We start from the raw sequence: 16,054 nt of genomic DNA, 5'->3' as shown, positions 1-16,054 counted from the left end.
CGAAGGGGGCTACCGGCCGACCGGGCGCACGAACCGTCTCGAAGCTATTTACGGCCGATCCGACTCCATCCGATCGATGACCGAGCGCATCCTGCTCTCGCTCGACGGGAGCGCGACCGAGGGGCACGGGGCGGAGGCGACCGACCGGGCGATCGACCACGCGCTGGCGTCGGCCGAGCGGACGGGCGGGACCGTCCACGCGCTGTACGTCGTCGACACGGGACGGTACGGCGAGCCGGCACTGTCGAGCGCCGAGATCTTCGTCGACGACGCCGAGGACGCGGGCCACGACCTGCTCGCCGCCGTCGACCGGCGGGGCCGCGAGCGCGGCGTCACGGTGCTCACCCGCTGCTGTCACGGGCGACCCAACGAGGAACTGCCCGCCTACGCCGCCGAGATCGACGCCGACACGGTCGTGCTCGCCGGTCGGCGCCGTCCCGGTCGCGTCCGGAAGGAACTCGAACGGGTCGCCGACACCGTCGTCGCGCCCGGTGCGCTCGTCGGGCGGTGACCGCCCGGCGCCGACGCACTCGTCGACCGGAGGCCACTCGGGTTGCGTATCCACCCGTGAGACACTTCTCGCCCGCGCTCCAGATCGGGGTATGCGCGTCGCAGTCGCCGGCACGTTCGGACCGATCCACGACGGACACCGCGCGCTCTTCCGCAAGGCGCTCGAGCGCGGCGACGAGGGGGTCCTCGTCGCGCTGACGAGCGACGAGTTCGCACGCGGCAAGCGCGAGCGCCCGGTCCCCGACTTCACCGACCGCCGCGAGCGACTCCGCGCGGAGCTCGACCGGGTAGACGAGTGGGGCCGCGACGTGGAGATCCGGGAGTTACACGACGAACACGGTATCGCGTCGACGGAACCGACCCTCGACGCGCTGGTCGTCTCGCCCGAGACGGCACACGAGATCGCCGACATCAACGCCGAGCGCGTCCGCCGAAACCTCGCCCCGATGGAGGGGTTCGTCGTCCCGTTCGTCCGCGCGGCCGACGGCGAACGCATCTCCTCGACGCGGCTGGTCGGCGGCGAGATCGACGAACACGGCGAGCTCGCCGCGCCCGCGAAGTCGGGTGAGCAGGGGTCCGCCGACGGGGCGGCCGTCGACTCCCGACCGGACCGCTGACGCCGGCGACGCGACCTCAGCGGACGACGGTCACCGGCAGCGACGACCGCTCGACGATCCCTTTCGCCACGCTACCGAGGACGCGCTCGTGGGCCTCCGAGAGGCCGCGGTGGCCGACGAAGACGCCGTCGTACCCCTCCGTCGTCGCGAAGTCGGGTATCGTCCGCACGGGGTCGCCGTACAGCAGCTCGGCGTCGATATCGAACCCGGCGTCGGCCGCGCGCTCGACCGCGTCGTCCAGCAGACGCTCGCCCCGCCGCTCGGCGTCGTCGACGCTCTCGACGACGAGCCGGTCGTCGTACTCGGCTCGGTCGGTCGGCGGCTCGGTACCACCGGTGTCGTACACGTCGGGGTCGACCGAGTGGACGGCGGTCAGCGCGGCGCCCGCGGCGGTCACCACCTCGACGGCGTGGTCGAGCGCCCGATCGCTCTCGCTCGAACCGTCGATCGCTACTGCGAATCGCATGTGGTACCGTACGGCACGGACGGCCCTGAGCCTTTCTCCCGGGCGGTCGCTACTCCCCGTCGCCCGCCTCGTCCGCTCGAACGGTCAGCACCGGCACGTCGGCGGCACGGACGATTTTCTCGGTGACGCTGCCGAGGAGGTACCGCTCCAGCCCGGTGCGGCCGTGGGTGCCCATCACCACGAGGTCGACCCCGTGGTCGTCGACGTACTCGAGAATCTCGCGGTGGGGACTGCCGGTCGCGACCGACGCCTCCGCCGTGACGCCGGCGTCGCGGGCCCGAGTCGCCGCGGCCTCGGTCGCCTCTTCGCCCGTCTGCTCGAAGGACTCGACCATGTCGACGGCACCGGCCTCGGTGCCGAGCGACGCCAGGTCGACGACGTACAGCGAGTGGATCGTCGCGTCGAACTGGTCGGCAAGTTCGATGGCTTCCTCGAGTGCCGCGCTCGCGCCCGCGCTCCCGTCCGTCGGAACGAGGATGTCCTCGTACATGGGTGACGGTTCGACTCGCGGGGTTAAACTGGTGACGGCTGCGACCGCCCCGGCCGCTCACTTCGCCACGTCGAGCAGTGCGACCCGCTCGCGGACCACGTCGGCCAGCGACCCCTCGACCGCGTCGAGTTCCGCGTCGCTCACCGCGAAGTACTCGCGGACCCGCTCGCCGTCGTACTCGCCGAGCGTCTCCGCGGGTTCGATCCGGCCCGGCCCCGTCAGGTCGCGGACGGCTGCCGCCGCCCGCTGTTCGGCCGCTGAGGGGTCGTCCGAGTGCTCGCGGGCGTCGACGAGGACGACCGCCGGGCACTCCCCGTCGTTGACGCCGAGTTCGAGCGCCCGATCGATCTGTCGGGTGCCGGCGGCGTACAGCAGGACCTCCACCGCGCGGTCGCGGGCGACGTTCTCGCCGCGGGCGAGCGCCCGGTCGGCGAGTTCGACCGCCCGGTCGAGGTGGGCGCGGTCGACGACGGTGCGAGCGTCGAACGCCTGCACGCTGGCGCCGTGCTCGTCGCCGATCTCGCCGAGCCGAGCGACGAACGCGTCGAGGTCGTCGACGGTCGCGACCCCCTCGACCAGCTCCATCAGAAGTCCCCCAGGCTCGACTGGTCCTCCTCGTCGTCCGGTTCGGTGCCCGTCCCCCCGTCCCCGCCGCCGGCCCCGCTCCCGCCGTCGTCCGGGCGGGCGCTGTCGTCGGGGTCGACGCCGTCCATCGAGGGGTCGCGGTGGCCGGCGTTTTCGAGGACCGTCTCCGCCGTGCGCTCGCGTCCGCGGAGCGCGCCCAGCACGACGGACTTGTCGGCCTCGCGGAGGTCTTCGCGGTCCTCGATGCCCGCCTGGTAGAGCCGCCGGGCGCGCTTGCGGCCGACGCTCCGGACGCCCGCGAGTTCGGTCAGCTCCTCGCGGACGCCGTGTTCGGCGCGGACGCGAGCCTCGCGGACGGCCGGTGCGAGCCCCAGCCCGAGTTCGCCGGCCAGCGACTCCGCAGCACCGAGCAGCCACTGGGCGGTCTCGACCTTGCCGCGCACGTCGCCGGGGCCGACGCCGTAGCGGTCGGTGATCTCGTTCTCGTCGACCTCGCTGGCCCAGTCCTCCAGCAGGCGCGCGGTCTTCAGCGCCGAGAGCCAGTCCTCGAAGGCGGGGTCGAACTCGCTGGGCATCGAGCCGAGGAACTCCGCCTCGCGCTCGAAGGCGAGCATCTGGTACTCCTCCTCGTCGCCCGAGCGCAGGTACAGCTCGTACATGTCCGGCGTGCGCGCGACGAGGTGGTACAGCCCCATCGCCGTGGGGTCGGGCCGTTCGGCCGCCTCCTCGTCGGCGTCGTCGGCCAGTTCGCCCGCCGTCGTGAACCCCGGCGGCTCCTCGCCGTCGGCGGCCGGGCGGTCGGCCCCGCTCGCCCCGTCGTCCGCCCGCGCGCGGCCGTCGCCGCGCTTCCACGCGCGCAGGCCGTCGATGATCTCCGCGGCGCTCATCGGGTCCAGATACAGCCGCGAGACGGTGTGTCCGAGCGACGTGGCCGCGAGCCCGCCGTCGTCCTCGCGCTCTAAGAACTCGTTGACCTCGAGATACTCGATCATGTCGTCCATGACCCGTTCGAGCTGCTGGCGGTCGGCGTTCTGACTCGCGTGGAGCGTCTGTTCGAGGAACTCCAGCAGGCCCTCGCGGGAGTTGGCGAACCCGGAGGCGACGGTGGCGAGGATGTGCGTCCGGAGCGCCGGCTCGGCCGCCAGTTTCGATTCGATCTCCTCGGGTTCGGCCCAGACGTAGCGCTCGAACAGTTCGTCGAGTTCGTCGTGACTGCTCGCGAGCAGGAGCGCCTCGCCGTAGGGGTCGCGGCCGGGCCGCCCCGCTCTCCCCATCATCTGGTGGACCTCGAGCACCGAGAGGGGTTGCATCCCACCCGCGGTGCCGTCGTAGCGTCGCCAGTCGCGAACGACGACGCGCCGCGACGGCGTGTTGACGCCGGCGGCGAGCGTGGGCGTGGCGGAGACGACCTTGATCAGTCGGTCGCGGAAGGCGTCCTCGACGAGCGAGCGGTGGCCGCTCGACAGCCCGGCGTGGTGGAAGGCGGCACCGCCCTCGACGGCGTCGGCGAGGTCGTCGCTCGTGTCCGTGTCGCTCACGTCGCGGATCTCGTCGGCCACCTCGGAGAGCTGGTCGCGCTCCTCGGGCGTGAGATGCGGCTCGACCGTCGAAGACAGCCGCCCGGCAGCGGCCTCGGCGTTCCGTCGGGAGTTGACGAACACGAGCGTCGACCCCTCGTCTTCGAGCGTGTCGCGGACGATCGCGGCGGTCGGCTTCTCGGAGTTCCTGACCGGGAGTTCGCGCTGGGAGCCGTCTTCGAGGTGGAGCGCCTGGCCGTAGTGGACGCCCTTCTTCAGCTCGATGGGGCGCCAGTCCGAGTCGACGAGGGCGGCGTCGAGCCACTCGGCCAGCGCCTCGGCGTTCCCGATGGTCGCCGAGAGCGCGACGGTCTGCAGGTCGGGATTCAGCTGGCGGAGCTTCGCGAGCGTCACTTCGAGGGTGGGGCCGCGGTTCGGGTCGTCGACGAGGTGGACCTCGTCGGAGACGACGCAGGTCAACTCGTCCAGCCACGGCGCGTCGTTCCTGACCAGCGAGTCGACCTTCTCGCTCGTGGCGACGACGATGTCCTTCGTCGCGAGCCAGCCGCCCTCGGACTCGTAGTTGCCGGTCGAGACCCCCACTTCGAGCCCGTACTGCTCGAACTGTTCGAACTCCTCGCGTTTCTCGCTCGCGAGCGCGCGCAGTGGAACGATGTACAGCGCCTTCCCACCGCGCTCGACGCTGGCGAGCATGGCGAGCGTGGCGACGAGGGTCTTCCCGCTGGCCGTGGGGACGCTGGCGACGAGGTTCTCGCCCTGGGTGACGCCGGCGTCGACGGCCTCGGCCTGGGGCGGGTACAGCGACTCGATGCCGTCGCCCTGCAGGTGCTCGGGCAACCACTCGGGCACGCCCGGGATGTCCGCGACGTCCATTACCGACGCCTTGCGCCCTTCGGGATTTAAACTGTCGGGACCATCTTTTTCGCGAGGGGGTCGCCGCTGGCGACCCCCTCGCAAAAAACATGGGTGAAAAAGGCGCGGCCTCACTCCGTTCGGCCGCGTGGAACCGCGCGCCTCCGGCGCGCGGATGCTCAGTACACGAGATGGACTGATCGATCCACCGTGGCGCGCGCTGTCGAGCGTGCCCGAACACGGTGAGAGCCGTGCGACAGCACCGTGCGAGGTCTTTGTGAACGTGTGAACGAAGGCCTGTCAGAGCGTGCTCTGACAGTGGACGAGGAGCGCAGCGCTAGCGAGCAGCGAGGGAGCGAAGCTCCCTCGGGCCATGCGGGCGACTCGCGGGCCGCCCGCAGACACCGCAGTCGGCTGGGGAGGTGTGTGGCTGCCCGGGGTGCTGTGCTGTCTCCTGGTGGATTGAAAGGGCGAGGCGCGGTGGCGGGCGCTGCGCGACCCCTATCCGAGCGAAGCGAGGATATGTCGCACAGCGCCCGCGAGCGAGCCGAGGGCTTTCGGCGCTTGCTGTCTCCTTCGGCCACTCCTGACTCACTTCCTTCCACACCGAATCGAACAGAAACCACCGACAAACGAACACCACGAACTGAACGCGACCGACTCCCTGTCACTCCGCCAGCTCGTCGACGATGCTACGGAGCGTTTCGGCCGCCTCGTCGGCGTCGTTCCACCAGATGTCGAAGCCTCGGATCTCGCTCGCGACGGCCACCGCACGGTAACACCGCCCGAGCGCGTCGGGCGCGTCGGCGTCGAACCCCTCGTACAGCGCCGTCCGGAGCCGATCGCCGCCGCCAGCGGGACGCTCCCGGGTCAGGAGGTAGCCGCTCTTGACCAGCGCGAGCCGGAGGTCACCCCGGGCGGCGCGTTCGAGGTCGACCACGCCGACGACTTCGCCCTCGGCGACGTGGATATTCGCCGGCCGGTAGTCGTCGGGGACGACCGCGGGGTCGGGTCGCCGGGGGACCGCGTCGAGCGTCTCGTCGACGACGCCGCGGACGGGGTCGACCAGGTCGGCCACTCGGTCGCTCGGCTTCGACAGCAGCATGTCGACGTACCACGCGACGTACTCGCGCCAGGTGTCGGCCGAGCCGGCGAGCGGCGGCGTCTCCTCGGATGCGCGCTGCAGCCGGCCGTACCCGTCGATGGCGTCGACGCCGGACACCGACGAGAACTCGCGGAGAACCCGGCCCATCCGCCGCGCGAGCGGTGGCGACACGTCGGTGGGCGGGTCGCCCGGGAGTGCCGTCGTGACGAAGTAGCCTGGTCCTTCGGCGCGGTCGAAGACGGCGTCGACGACTCGTGGGACGGGCACGTCGGTGTCGGCGAGCAGGCGACACACTTCGACCTCGGCGGCCGTGATCTCCGGTCCGACGAACGTGTTGAATTTCACCACGTACCCGCCCGCGTCGGTCTCGACGCGGTAGAGGGTGTTCGTCCCGCCCTGAATGCGAGCGGTCGAACGGACCCGTTCGCGGGGGACCGCGTCGGCGACCGCGCGGCGAGCGTCGCGCTCCGTCGGGGACCCGTCGGTCATCGACCGTGACGTGGGCGGGCAGATAGAAAACCGCGTGGACTGCGCTCGGGCCGTCGGCCGTCCCCGTCGTCCCGCCATCCCTATGCCGGTCGCCGGCCAACCGCGAGTATGCGCATCGAGTACGACCGCGACACCTGTATCGGAATGTTCCAGTGCGTCGCCGAGTGGGACGGGTTCGAGCGCGACAGCGACGCCGGCAAGGCGGTCCTCGTCGACGGCGAGGAGACCGACGAGGATCTGTTCGTCCGCGAGGTGCCCGAAGATGCCGAGCTGGACGCGAAGTTCGCCGCCCGCTCCTGTCCCGTCGACGCCATCGAAGTCTACGACGACGACGGCGAGCAGGTCGTCTGAACGGCTCACCCTTCTCCCGGTTCGCGGCCACCTATCTCCGGCTGATATCGGCCCGTGGTAGCACACATCACGAACCAACAATCCCGGATATCGTCTCCGATACGCCTGTCGGACGGCCCGTTTCAACCGACCGAGTCACCGGTCGGGTGTATTGAAGACAAAACTTTTTCAATACGGTGGTCCATAGAATCGCCAACCCAAGTGACCACCCGTGCCGGAAATGGAAACAGCGCAGTTCGAGACTGACCTCAGTCTCTTCAAGTACGACAACCTGGAACAGCTGCCGCCGGCCTACCGCGATCTGGACGAGGCCGAACGCACGGAGCGCATCGAGGCCGCGCTCGACGAACTCGGCGACGACGTAGTGATCCTCGGCCACAACTACCAGCGCCGGGAGATCGTCGAACACGCCGACTTCGTGGGCGACTCCTACCAGCTCTCGAAGGAAGCCGCGAACGCGGACGCCGACTACGTCATCTTCGGCGGCGTGACGTTCATGGCCGAGTCGGCGGACATCATCACCGACGACTCTCAGTCGGTGATCCTCCCGAGCATGGAGGCCTCGTGTCCGATGGCCGGGATGGCCGAGGCGCTGCAGGTCGACGCCGCGTGGGCCGAGATCACCGGCGCCGCGCCCGACGAGGAGATCATCCCGATCACCTACATGAACAGCTACGCCGACCTGAAGGCCTTCTGCGCCGAGCAGGGCGGGCTGGTCTGTACCTCCTCGAACGCCCACAAGGCCTTCGAGTACGCCTTCGAGAAGGGCGACAAGGTCCTCTTTCTCCCCGACAAGCACCTCGGCGAGAACACGGCCTACCGGCTCGGCATGGAAGACGAGATCGCCGAGTGGGACCCGTGGGACCCCGAGGGCAAGGACGCCGCGGAAGTCGTCCAGAACGACATCGTCCTCTGGGACGGCTACTGCCAGGTCCACGAGCGCTTCAGCGAGAGCCACATCGAAGACCTGCGCGAGCGCCGCCCGGACGCGAACGTCGTCGTCCACCCCGAGTGCCGCCGCGAGGTCGTCGAGGCCGCCGACGTGGTCGGCTCGACGGCGACGATCTGCGAGGTCGTCGAGGAGGCCGACCCCGGCGACGCCTGGGCCATCGGCACGGAGATCCACCTCGCCAAGCACCTCGACCGCTGGCACCCCGACGTGGAGGTGTTGCCCCTCTGTGGCGACGCCTGCATGGACTGCAACGCCATGCGCCAGATCGACCCCAACTACCTGACGTGGGTGCTCGAGGAGCTCGTCGCGGGTCGCGAGCGCAACGTCATCGAGGTCGCACCGGAGGAGAAGGAGCTCGCGCAGGTCGCCCTCGACCGGATGCTCGAAATATGACTTCCGAACTCGAAGACTACGACGACTACCGCACGACGGACGTGCTCGTGGTCGGATCCGGCATCGCCGGGCTGGCCGCCGCGCTCGGGGCGGCCCGCGAGGGCGCCGAGGTGACCGTCGCGACGAAGGCCACCCGGCCGGAAGGGGCGTCTTCGTGGTGGGCCCAGGGCGGTATCGCCGTCTCTCGGGACGACCCCGACCAGTTCAAGGAAGACATCCTGACCGCCAGTGCCGACACCGCGGACCCGGAAGCGGTCGACGTGCTCGTCGACGAGGCCAACGACGCCGTCTCCGAGGTGCTCGTCGACACCCTCGGCGTGGAGTTCGACACGAGCGACGAGACCGAGGCGGGCGCCGCCGAAGCGAGCGCCGACGACGCCGAGGCGTTCGACTTCGGCCGCGAGGCCGCCCACGACGAGCCGCGGATCCTCCACGTCGACGCCTCGACCGGCAAGGCGATCCACGTGCCGTTCCTCAACTACCTCGACGACCGCGACGACGTGACCGTCCGCGACGACACCGCGGCGCTCGAACTCGTCTCCCACGAGGGCCGCGTCCACGGTGCCCTGCTCGAACGCGAGGGCGACGTCACGCCCACCTTCGCGGGCGCGACGGTGCTGGCGACGGGCGGCATCGGCGACCTGTACACCCGGTCGACCAACCCCGACGGGTCGACGGGTGACGGCATCGCGATGGCCGCGCTCGCCGGCGCCGACGTGGCGGACATGGAGTACGTCCAGTTCCACCCGACCGTCTACCCCGGGAGCGAGGCGCGAAGCGCATCGAAACGAGACGGTGAACCCGTCGAGTCCGGTGACGACCCCGACGACGGCCCCTTCCTCGTCAGCGAGGCCGTCCGCGGCGAGGGCGCCCACCTCCTGAACGGTGACGGCGAGCGCTTCATGCCCGACTACCACGCTGACGCCGAACTCGCGCCCCGGGACGTGGTCGCCCGGGCCGTCCAGACGGAGATCGACGAGACCGGCGAGGTCGTCCTCGACGTGAGCCCGCTCGACTTCGGCGGGGAGTTTCCCGACCTCGCCGAGAAGTGCGAGGCCCGCGGCGTCGACTGGGAGTCCGGCATCCCCGTCGGCCCGGCCGAGCACTTCCTCTGTGGCGGCGTCGACGTGGACACCCGCGGTCGGGCCTCCCTCGACCGGCTGTACGCCGTCGGCGAGTGTTCCCGGACCGGCGTCCACGGCGCCAACCGGCTGGCCTCCACGTCGCTGCTGGAGGGACTCGTCTGGGGCCTCCGGGCCGGCGAAGATGCCGCCGACTTCGACCCCGCGGTCGTCGAGGCGCCCGAACTCCTCGACCGGGACCCCGCACTTCCGGACAACTTCGCCCGCGAGAAGTTCCACCGCCTGCGCCGCACGATGGACGAGTACGTCGGCCTCCGCCGGAGTCCCGACGACCTGGGTCGCGCCCAGGCGGTCCTCCGGCGGCTGAAAGGCGAGGTCGACGCCTACGTCCGGACGCGCACGGCGCGGTCGCTGTACGAACTCCGCCACGCCTCCGTGACGGCGCTGCTCGTGACGCGGGCGGCCGCCGAGAACGGCGAGTCCGTGGGGACGCACAACCTCGTCGAGGAGCCCGCGCCCTCGCGGGCCGACTGACGGGGGCGCTCTCGCATGATCCCCGATTCGAAGATCGAGACGTGGCTCCGCGAGGACGTCGGCCACCACGACGTGACGAATCAGGTGCCCGGCCGGACGACCGGTCGCCTCGTCGCCAAGGAGGCCGGCGTCGTCGCCGGCCTCGACGCCGCCCGGGCCGTCTTCGAGTACCTCGGCGTCGAAGTCGTCGACAGCACGGCCGCCGGCGACCGCATCGACGCCGGCGACACCGTCCTCGAAGTCGAGGGCTCCGCTCGCGAGGTGCTGCGCGGCGAGCGGGTGGCCGTCAATATCGCGGGCCACGCCTCCGGTGTCGCGACGAAGACGCGACGCGCAGTGGACGCCGCTCGCGAGATCGACCGATGGGAGACCTCGGGCGATGCGAGCGGTGAAACCGCGAGCCGCGAGAGCGACGACGTACGCGTCGCCGGCACCCGCAAGACGACGCCCGGACTGCGGGGCGTCGAGAAGCGGGCCGTCGTCGCCGGTGGCGGCGACACCCACCGCCTCGATCTGTCGCACATGGTGATGGTCAAGGACAACCACGTCGCCGAGATGGGCCTCGAACCGGCCGTCGAGCACTTCCGCGAACGGGCGTCGTTCGCCACGAAGGTCGAGGTCGAGGTCGAGACGGTCGAGCAGGCCCCCCGCGCCGCCGAAGCCGGCGCCGACATCGTCCTGCTGGACAACATGGACCCCGAGACGACCGCCGAGGCGGTCGACCTGTTGCGGACGGCGGCCGACGACCTGGGTCGGGAGGTGCTGGCCGAGGCCTCGGGTGGGATCACCGTCGAGACCGTGCCCGACTACGCCGCGACCGGCGTCGACGTGATCTCGATGGGAAGTTTGACGCACTCGGCGCCGACGCTCGATCTGTCCTTCCGGACGGGGTGACGGAGTCGCGGAGCGACTCGCCGCCCCCACCGTTTATCCCCCGCGGCCGCGACGACCCGGACATGTCAGAGACGGCGATGGACGACGCCCCGATATCGCCCGGGCTGGTCGGCGGCGCCGCGGGGGTCGTCACCTTCGGCATGCTCGCCTCCGTGACCGTCCTCCTGTTCGACCGGATCGCCGTGGCGGTCCTCGTCGGCGCGCTCTCGGGCGTCGGCATCTTCTACACGGTCCCCTACACGATCCGCCGGGCCGACGAGGACTACGTGCGCGACGCCCACCGGAACCTCGCGCGGAGCTTCCACCCCGGCGCCGCGGGCTACGCGCTGTCGGGGGCCGGCGTCGTCGTCCTCGCGCTGCTGTTCGTCTTCGAGAGCCTCCTCCTCCCGGTCGCGGTCGCGCTCACGCTGGCGATGGCGGAGTACGTGGTCCTCTCGCGCGTCCTCCCGCGGGCGGGCGAGTCGTCCGTCGAAGACCACGAGGACGCCTGGTCCAGCGACGAGTGGGACGAGTAGCGACGGTCGAATCCCCCCGAGCGCTCACTCCCCGACCGGGACTTCGCCCTCGGCGACGGCGGACAGCGGCGTCGCCGCCTCCCACGCGCGGTCGAACACCTCGACCAGCCGGCCGGCCATCGACTCGTCGCGGACGTGGATCACGCCCAGTCGCTCGCCGCGCTCGGTCGGGTGGGGGACGTGGAGCGTCAGTTCGTTCCCGTCGACGATATCGAAGGTCGTCCCCAGGTCGGTCGTGACGCGCACGGAGACGTTCGCCGGTGCGTCGGCCACCCGCTCGGCTGCCCCGGGTGGCGCCGCGTCGAGCATCGCCGCGTGACCGAGTAGTCGCACCTCGACGCCGTCACCGACCGCCTCGTAGAAGGGGTCGACCTCGGGTTCGTACCGGTCCCACGGCGCCCCTGCGTAGGGGTAGCTCATCGCCGACCGGACCGCCTCGCCCGCCGAAGCGAACAGATCCCGCTCCAGCGAGACGGCCGCGTCGCTGCCCAACGGGGCCGTCCAGAACCGGCTCTCCGCGGGCGTCGTCGCCGCCAGTTCCGGTCCGATCCCCTCGGCGATCGCCTCGTAGCGCGCCTCGCGGGCGTCGAGCTCCCGACGGCACTCGGCGAGCAACCGATCGACCGCCGTCTCCGGGTCGACCGCCGCGTACCGCGTCGGCTCGGTCGACTGGCTCCGTACCACGTCGCGAGCGTCGAGCCCGTTCAGCACGTCGTAGATCCGCCCCATCGGGACGCCGCTGGCGTCGGAGGCCTCCTGGGCCGTCGCCGATCCGAGCGACAGCAGCGTCCGGTAGACCTTCTCCTCGTAGCTCGACAGCCCCAGCTCCCCCAGGTCAGACATACCCGGCGGTGGGCGCGGCCGCGACTAAAGTACTCGGGAACGGACAGGAAGTGGCGGCGGGTTCGACAACGGCTTTTCCGGTCGCGCGGGTCGCCCCGCCCATGCGACCGTACCTGACGCTCGCGCTCGCTATCGCCGCGGAGGTGACCGGGACGACCGCGCTGAAGGCCAGCGAGGGGTTCTCGAACCCCCTCCCGACCGCCGCCGTCGTCGTCGGCTACGTCGGTTCGTTCTACCTGCTCGGGCTGACGCTCGACGAACTCCCCGTCGGGCTGGTCTACGCGACGTGGGCCGGCGTCGGCATCGTGGCGACGGCGCTGGTCGGCGTGGTCGTCTTCGAAGAGAATCTCGACGCGGCCGGAGTCGTCGGGATGGCCCTCGTCGTCGCCGGCGTCGCCGTGTTGAACGCGTTCTCGGACGCCTACGCGCCCGCGCACTGAGCGGGGCGGTAGGGACGACCGGAGCGCTCCGCGCGGTCGGATGGGGTCGGTCGCCGCGCTATTTCATGTCCTGCAGCCGGTCGACGAGCTCGTCGGCCTCGTCGGCGCCCTCGACGGAGACCTCCCCCTCGTGGTCGTGTTCGTGGACGTTGACGGCGTCGTCCTCGTCGTAGTCGGCGTCCCCGCTCTGGTTCTCCTGTTCGGATTCGTCGTAGCTCCCGAAGCCCATTGTGGACCACCCTAGCGGGATCGGAGTGAAAAACCGTGCGGTCGGGAGCCGTTCCGGGACGTGTCACCGCTTCGCACGTCCGCCCGGTGGCGTCCCGTCGACCGGTTTCGGCCCGCCACCGCGAACGTGTTTTCACCCGCCCGGACGAACGCCCGCCCGATGACCGACCTTGGCGCTTGTGACGACCACGGCTACTTCGAGGGCGGGACCTGTCCCGTCTGCGACCGCGAGGGGGACGCAGTCCTCGCCGGCGGGCGTCGCCGCCGGCTCTCGAAGTTCCTGTCGGGGGCGCTGCGGCACTTCCCCGACGACGCCGGGTTGACGCTGGACGGCGCGGGCTGGACCGCCTTCGACGACTTGGTCGCCGCGGTCGAACGACAGTACGACTGGGCCGACCGCGAGGCCGTCGCCGCCGTCGTCGCGACCGACCCGAACGGCCGTTTCGAGCGCACCGGCGGGTCCCGAGCGGGCGGCAGTTCACGCGTCGAGGGGGCGGGTGACCGCGTCCGCGCGGCCTACGGCCACTCGGTCGACGTGGACCTCGACTCGGGCGACGACTCGGTCCCCGATACCCTCTATCACGGTACCGCGCCCGGGACCGTCGACGCGATCCGCGAGGAGGGACTCCAGCCGATGTCGCGCCAGCTGGTCCACCTCTCCGGGACGGTCGCGGAAGCGCGGCGCGTCGGCGCTCGCCACGCCACCGAGCCGGTCGTGTTCGAGATCGGCGCCGCCCGGATGCTCGACGACGGCCGCGAGATCGCCCGCCGCGGCCGGACGACCTACACGACCGAGCGCGTGCCGCCCGCGTACCTCTCGGTGCTCGACGACGAGTGAGTCGGGCGGGGTCGGTCCGTCCGGACGGATCCCCCGGGTCGGGGCGGAATCGATCCCCACCCGAAACGGTTTGTCGGCGGGTCGCGCCAGTGGGGGCATGTTCGGCAGCGACCGGTCGACTCGCGTCGGTATCGACGGCGACCGGTTCACGATCGACGGGCGCCCGACTTACGAGGGGGCCAGCCACGAGGGAGTCTCGATCGAGGGGCGGCTGTTCAACGCCCGCCTCGTCCACGCGTGGTTCGACGACGACAACCCCGAGACCCGCGACGAGTGGGCCTACCCCGACACCGGGGAGTGGGACCCCGAGCGCAACGTCGCCGAGTTCTGCGCGGCGCTGCCCGCCTACCGCGACCGCGGTCTGCGCGCGATCGCCGCGAACCTCCAGTGCGGTAGCCCGGAGGGCTACTCGGAGACCCAGCCGTGGACCGTCTCGGCCTTTCGCCCGGACGGCTCGCTGAAACCCGACTGGATGGCCCGCGTCGAGCGCGTCCTCGACCGCGCCGACGACCTCGGGATGGTCGTCGTCCTCGGCCTGTTCTACTTCGGTCAGGACGGGGTCCTCGAAGACGAGGCGGCGGTGAAGCGGGCCGTGGACGAGGCCGTCGGGTGGCTGCTCGACCGGGAGTACACGAACGTCTTGGTCGAGGTCGCCAACGAGTGCGACATCAACTACGACCACGACATCATCGACGTCGAGCGGGTGACGGAGCTGGTCGAGCGCGTGCGAGGGATCGAACGCGACGGGTTCGGCTACCCCGTCGGCGTCAGTACCAGCGGCGGCGTCGTCCCGCCGGACGACGTGGTCGGGGCCTCCGACTTCGCCCTGCTGCACGGCAACGGCGTCGACGACCCCGACCGCATCCGCGAGATGGTCGCCGAAGTCCGCGAACGCCCGTCCTACGAGCCGATGCCGGTCGTCTTCAACGAGGACGACCACTTCGCGTTCGGCTCGGCGTCGAACCTCGATGCCGCGGTCGAGGCCGGCGCCTCCTGGGGCTACTTCGACCCCGGCGAGAACGACTACTGGCACGGCTACCAGTCGCCGCCGGTCCGCTGGGACGCCAACACGCCCCGCAAGAAGGCCTTCTTCGCGTACCTCGACGGCGTCACCGGCCCCGAGGACGCGCCAGCGACGGACGACGAGTCCTAGCCGTCTCCGACCGCGCGACCGTCCCGACCGACGCTCAGACCACCTGGTAGCCGCCGTCGACGTGGACGGTCTCGCCGGTGACGTAGCCGGCGGCGTCGCTGGCGAGGAACAGCGCGGCGCCGGTCACGTCGTCGACAGTCCCGGCTCGACCCATCGGGATCGGTTTCAGCAGGTCGCCCGTCTCGACCGAACGACGCTTCTCGGCGGCCGAGGAGTCGCCGAATCCCGTCGCCGTCCGCCCGGGCGCGACGGCGTTGACCCGGACGTCGGGGGCGAGTTCCAGCGCAGCGCTCCGGGTGATCATCCGGATCGCTCCCTTCGTCGACTCGTAGCCGATCTGTCCGGGTTTGGCCATCGTCGCGGAGATCGAGGACATGTTGAGGATCGCGCCCTCGACGCCGCGCTCGCGCATGTCCCGGGCGGCGGCCTGACAGCCGAACAGACAGCCCCGGACGTTGACGGCGTGGAGACGGTCGAACTGTTCGGGAGTGATGTCGAGCACCGACTCGGTCAGGTGGACGCCGGCGTTGTTGACCATCACGTCGACGCCGCCCAGCGCCCGCGCCGCTTCGACGGCGGTCTCGACCTGCACCGGGTCGGACACGTCCGTCTCGACGAACTCGGCGCGGCCGCCGTCGCGTTCGATGGCCCCGTGCGTCGGGACCGCCGCGTCGTCGCCCCGCGGCCGCTCGCGCCTGTCGGCGACGACGACGGCCGCGCCGGCGTCGGCGAACGCCAGCGCGAGCGCCCGCCCGATGCCGGAACCCCCGCCGGTGACCAGGGCCGTCTCGCCCGCGAAGTCGAAGTCGGTCGTTCCCATGACCCGCCGTTCCGTCCCGACCGACATGGGTGTGTCCGTCGGACAGTCACCGGTTCGCTGTCACGTCGAAGCGATCCACTACTGTTGGACACGTCGATCGCGGGTAGAACCCCACGCCACTCCCGCTCGGGACGGACCTGCGGTGCGTTTCGGCGGCCAATGCATTCCAGCCATGTTGGAAGGATCCCATCGCGTTCCGTGGAGGGGAACCCCGATCCGACCACTGGAAGCGGGATCGTACGCCCGTCACCGAGGGTCAGCGCGTCTCGCTATCGGTCCCGCTCGAACCGACGCGGACCCCGTCGCCGGGAACCAGCAACACTGTCCTCTCGACGCGGCGGTCCGACTCGCTGCGTGTT

At 71.0% G+C, this 16,054-nt stretch carries 18 protein-coding genes; 10 read left to right on the top strand and 8 right to left on the bottom strand.

All coding sequences use genetic code 11. The features are described 5' to 3' along the window. The first annotated feature begins 76 nt into the window (after nt 1–76). Together HZS55_RS01205 and HZS55_RS01200 are read left to right on the top strand one after the other, a co-directional pair. Entirely contained in the window at nt 77–511 is a 435-nt protein-coding gene (locus HZS55_RS01205) for a universal stress protein (RefSeq protein ID WP_179909951.1), read from the top strand. Between the two features lie 91 nt (nt 512–602). Next, a complete protein-coding gene (locus tag HZS55_RS01200) occupies nt 603–1,127 on the top strand; it encodes a phosphopantetheine adenylyltransferase (RefSeq protein WP_179909950.1) in 525 nt (174 codons plus the stop codon). A gap of 16 nt (nt 1,128–1,143) precedes the next feature. On the opposite strand, the gene HZS55_RS01195 is transcribed toward HZS55_RS01200, so the two are convergent. The 5 genes from HZS55_RS01195 to HZS55_RS01175 form a co-directional block, all read right to left on the bottom strand. Further along, nucleotides 1,144–1,593, bottom strand: coding sequence for a universal stress protein (locus HZS55_RS01195; protein WP_179909949.1), 450 nt, complete (start codon nt 1,591–1,593; stop codon nt 1,144–1,146). A gap of 49 nt (nt 1,594–1,642) precedes the next feature. After that, nucleotides 1,643–2,083, bottom strand: coding sequence for a universal stress protein (locus HZS55_RS01190; RefSeq protein WP_179909948.1), 441 nt, complete (start codon nt 2,081–2,083; stop codon nt 1,643–1,645). 57 nt (nt 2,084–2,140) lie between these two features. Further along, the gene (gene cgi121 / locus HZS55_RS01185) at nt 2,141–2,668 is read right to left on the bottom strand and encodes a KEOPS complex subunit Cgi121 (RefSeq protein ID WP_179909947.1); all 528 of its coding nucleotides are present in this window, start codon (nt 2,666–2,668) and stop codon (nt 2,141–2,143) included. Continuing rightward, nucleotides 2,668–5,079, bottom strand: a complete 2,412-nt coding sequence (locus tag HZS55_RS01180) for an ATP-dependent DNA helicase (RefSeq protein WP_179909946.1) — start codon at nt 5,077–5,079, stop codon at nt 2,668–2,670. Before HZS55_RS01180 ends, cgi121 begins: the two co-directional genes overlap by 1 nt. A 646-nt stretch (nt 5,080–5,725) precedes the next feature. Continuing rightward, nucleotides 5,726–6,652: a phosphotransferase family protein gene (locus HZS55_RS01175; RefSeq protein ID WP_179909945.1), complete on the bottom strand. Its 927-nt coding sequence runs from the start codon at nt 6,650–6,652 to the stop codon at nt 5,726–5,728. Nucleotides 6,653–6,760: 108 nt separating this feature from the next. Between HZS55_RS01175 and HZS55_RS01170 the strand changes: the two genes are divergently transcribed. The 5 genes from HZS55_RS01170 (at nt 6,761) to HZS55_RS01150 (ending at nt 11,373) form a co-directional block, all read left to right on the top strand. Continuing rightward, nucleotides 6,761–7,003: a ferredoxin gene (locus tag HZS55_RS01170; RefSeq protein ID WP_179909944.1), complete on the top strand. Its 243-nt coding sequence runs from the start codon at nt 6,761–6,763 to the stop codon at nt 7,001–7,003. Nucleotides 7,004–7,223: 220 nt separating this feature from the next. Further along, entirely contained in the window at nt 7,224–8,348 is a 1,125-nt protein-coding gene (gene nadA / locus HZS55_RS01165) for a quinolinate synthase NadA (protein ID WP_179909943.1), read from the top strand. Next, nucleotides 8,345–9,964 carry an L-aspartate oxidase gene (locus HZS55_RS01160; protein ID WP_179909942.1) on the top strand — a complete coding sequence of 540 codons (1,620 nt, stop codon included), beginning with the start codon at nt 8,345–8,347 and terminating at the stop codon, nt 9,962–9,964. Before nadA ends, HZS55_RS01160 begins: the two co-directional genes overlap by 4 nt. Nucleotides 9,965–9,979: 15 nt before the next feature. Next, nucleotides 9,980–10,858 (top strand): carboxylating nicotinate-nucleotide diphosphorylase, encoded by an 879-nt coding sequence (gene nadC / locus HZS55_RS01155; RefSeq protein ID WP_179909941.1) that lies wholly within the window; start codon nt 9,980–9,982, stop codon nt 10,856–10,858. Between the two features lie 62 nt (nt 10,859–10,920). Continuing rightward, complete coding sequence (locus HZS55_RS01150; RefSeq protein WP_179909940.1) at nt 10,921–11,373, top strand: hypothetical protein; 453 nt, start codon at nt 10,921–10,923, stop codon at nt 11,371–11,373. 24 nt (nt 11,374–11,397) lie between these two features. Here the strand turns inward: HZS55_RS01150 and HZS55_RS01145 are convergent, their stop codons facing one another. After that, nucleotides 11,398–12,216, bottom strand: a complete 819-nt coding sequence (locus HZS55_RS01145; RefSeq protein ID WP_179909939.1) for a TrmB family transcriptional regulator — start codon at nt 12,214–12,216, stop codon at nt 11,398–11,400. 101 nt (nt 12,217–12,317) lie between these two features. On the opposite strand from HZS55_RS01145, the gene HZS55_RS01140 reads away from it, so the two are divergent. Next, nucleotides 12,318–12,656 (top strand): DMT family transporter, encoded by a 339-nt coding sequence (locus tag HZS55_RS01140; RefSeq protein WP_179909938.1) that lies wholly within the window; start codon nt 12,318–12,320, stop codon nt 12,654–12,656. A gap of 58 nt (nt 12,657–12,714) precedes the next feature. Here HZS55_RS01140 and HZS55_RS01135 read toward each other — a convergent pair whose 3' ends face one another. Continuing rightward, entirely contained in the window at nt 12,715–12,885 is a 171-nt protein-coding gene (locus HZS55_RS01135; protein WP_006883006.1) for a DUF5786 family protein, read from the bottom strand. Between the two features lie 159 nt (nt 12,886–13,044). Here HZS55_RS01135 and HZS55_RS01130 point away from each other — a divergent pair, with 159 nt between their 5' ends. Both HZS55_RS01130 and HZS55_RS01125 read left to right on the top strand, forming a co-directional pair. Further along, nucleotides 13,045–13,722: an RNA 2'-phosphotransferase gene (locus HZS55_RS01130; RefSeq protein ID WP_179909937.1), complete on the top strand. Its 678-nt coding sequence runs from the start codon at nt 13,045–13,047 to the stop codon at nt 13,720–13,722. Nucleotides 13,723–13,819: 97 nt separating this feature from the next. Then, nucleotides 13,820–14,875 (top strand): beta/alpha barrel domain-containing protein, encoded by a 1,056-nt coding sequence (locus HZS55_RS01125; protein WP_179909936.1) that lies wholly within the window; start codon nt 13,820–13,822, stop codon nt 14,873–14,875. A gap of 34 nt (nt 14,876–14,909) precedes the next feature. Here the strand turns inward: HZS55_RS01125 and HZS55_RS01120 are convergent, their stop codons facing one another. Continuing rightward, a complete protein-coding gene (locus HZS55_RS01120; protein WP_179909935.1) occupies nt 14,910–15,695 on the bottom strand; it encodes an SDR family NAD(P)-dependent oxidoreductase in 786 nt (261 codons plus the stop codon). Nucleotides 15,696–16,054 lie beyond the last annotated feature (359 nt).

The sequence above is a fragment of the Halosimplex rubrum genome (assembly GCF_013415885.1).
GTDB lineage: Archaea > Halobacteriota > Halobacteria > Halobacteriales > Haloarculaceae > Halosimplex > Halosimplex rubrum.
Note: the sequence above shows the minus strand (reverse complement) of the source record. Positions and strands in the feature narration are given on the sequence as shown.